The organism is Bacillus cereus, assembly GCF_002567495.1.
Taxonomy (GTDB): Bacteria; Bacillota; Bacilli; order Bacillales; family Bacillaceae_G; genus Bacillus_A; species Bacillus_A cereus_AQ.
Genome location: NZ_NVAP01000122.1, coordinates 1 through 654 on the forward strand (window position 1 = coordinate 1; position 654 = coordinate 654).

Below are 654 nucleotides of genomic sequence, written 5' to 3' on the forward strand. Positions count from 1 at the left end.
CGCGCCCGAGAGGAGTCGAACCCCTAACCTCTTGATCCGTAGTCAAACGCTCTATCCAATTGAGCTACGGGCGCATATGGTGCCGAGGGCGGGGGTCGAACCCGCACGGTGGTCACCCACCGCAGGATTTTAAGTCCTGTGCGTCTGCCTGTTCCGCCACCCCGGCATGTCATATTGAAAATTGGAGCGGAAGACGGGATTCGAACCCGCGACCCCAACCTTGGCAAGGTTGTATTCTACCACTGAACTACTTCCGCAAGACATGTTATGAGATATTTTATTAAAAGTGCGGGTGAAGGGAGTCGAACCCCCACGCCAAAGGCGCTAGATCCTAAGTCTAGTGCGTCTGCCAATTCCGCCACACCCGCATATTAATTTATTAAAGAAAAAAATGGGGCGACTGATGGGAATCGAACCCACGAATGCCGGAGCCACAATCCGGTGCGTTAACCACTTCGCCACAACCGCCATAGTTGCTGGTGCCGACTAGAGGACTTGAACCCCCAACCTACTGATTACAAGTCAGTTGCTCTACCAATTGAGCTAAGTCGGCTAAATGGTGGAGGATGACGGGATCGAACCGCCGACCCCCTGCTTGTAAGGCAGGTGCTCTCCCAGCTGAGCTAATCCTCCATTTGCCTGGCAACGTCCTAC

Annotated in this window: 7 tRNA genes; all 7 read right to left on the reverse strand. The window is 53.8% G+C overall.

Going from position 1 to position 654, the window contains the following annotated elements:
• Window positions 1–74: transfer RNA gene (locus COK05_RS30695), tRNA-Arg, on the reverse strand.
• Between the two features lie 3 nt (window positions 75–77).
• A tRNA-Leu gene (locus COK05_RS30700) sits at window positions 78–166 on the reverse strand.
• 16 nt (window positions 167–182) lie between these two features.
• Window positions 183–257, reverse strand: a tRNA-Gly gene (locus tag COK05_RS30705).
• A 30-nt stretch (window positions 258–287) separates the two neighbouring features.
• Window positions 288–368 (reverse strand) — tRNA-Leu (locus COK05_RS30710).
• Window positions 369–392: 24 nt separating this feature from the next.
• Window positions 393–468, reverse strand: a tRNA-His gene (locus COK05_RS30715).
• Between the two features lie 9 nt (window positions 469–477).
• Window positions 478–553 (reverse strand) — tRNA-Thr (locus tag COK05_RS30720).
• A gap of 4 nt (window positions 554–557) precedes the next feature.
• A tRNA-Val gene (locus tag COK05_RS30725) sits at window positions 558–633 on the reverse strand.
• Window positions 634–654: the final 21 nt, after the last annotated feature.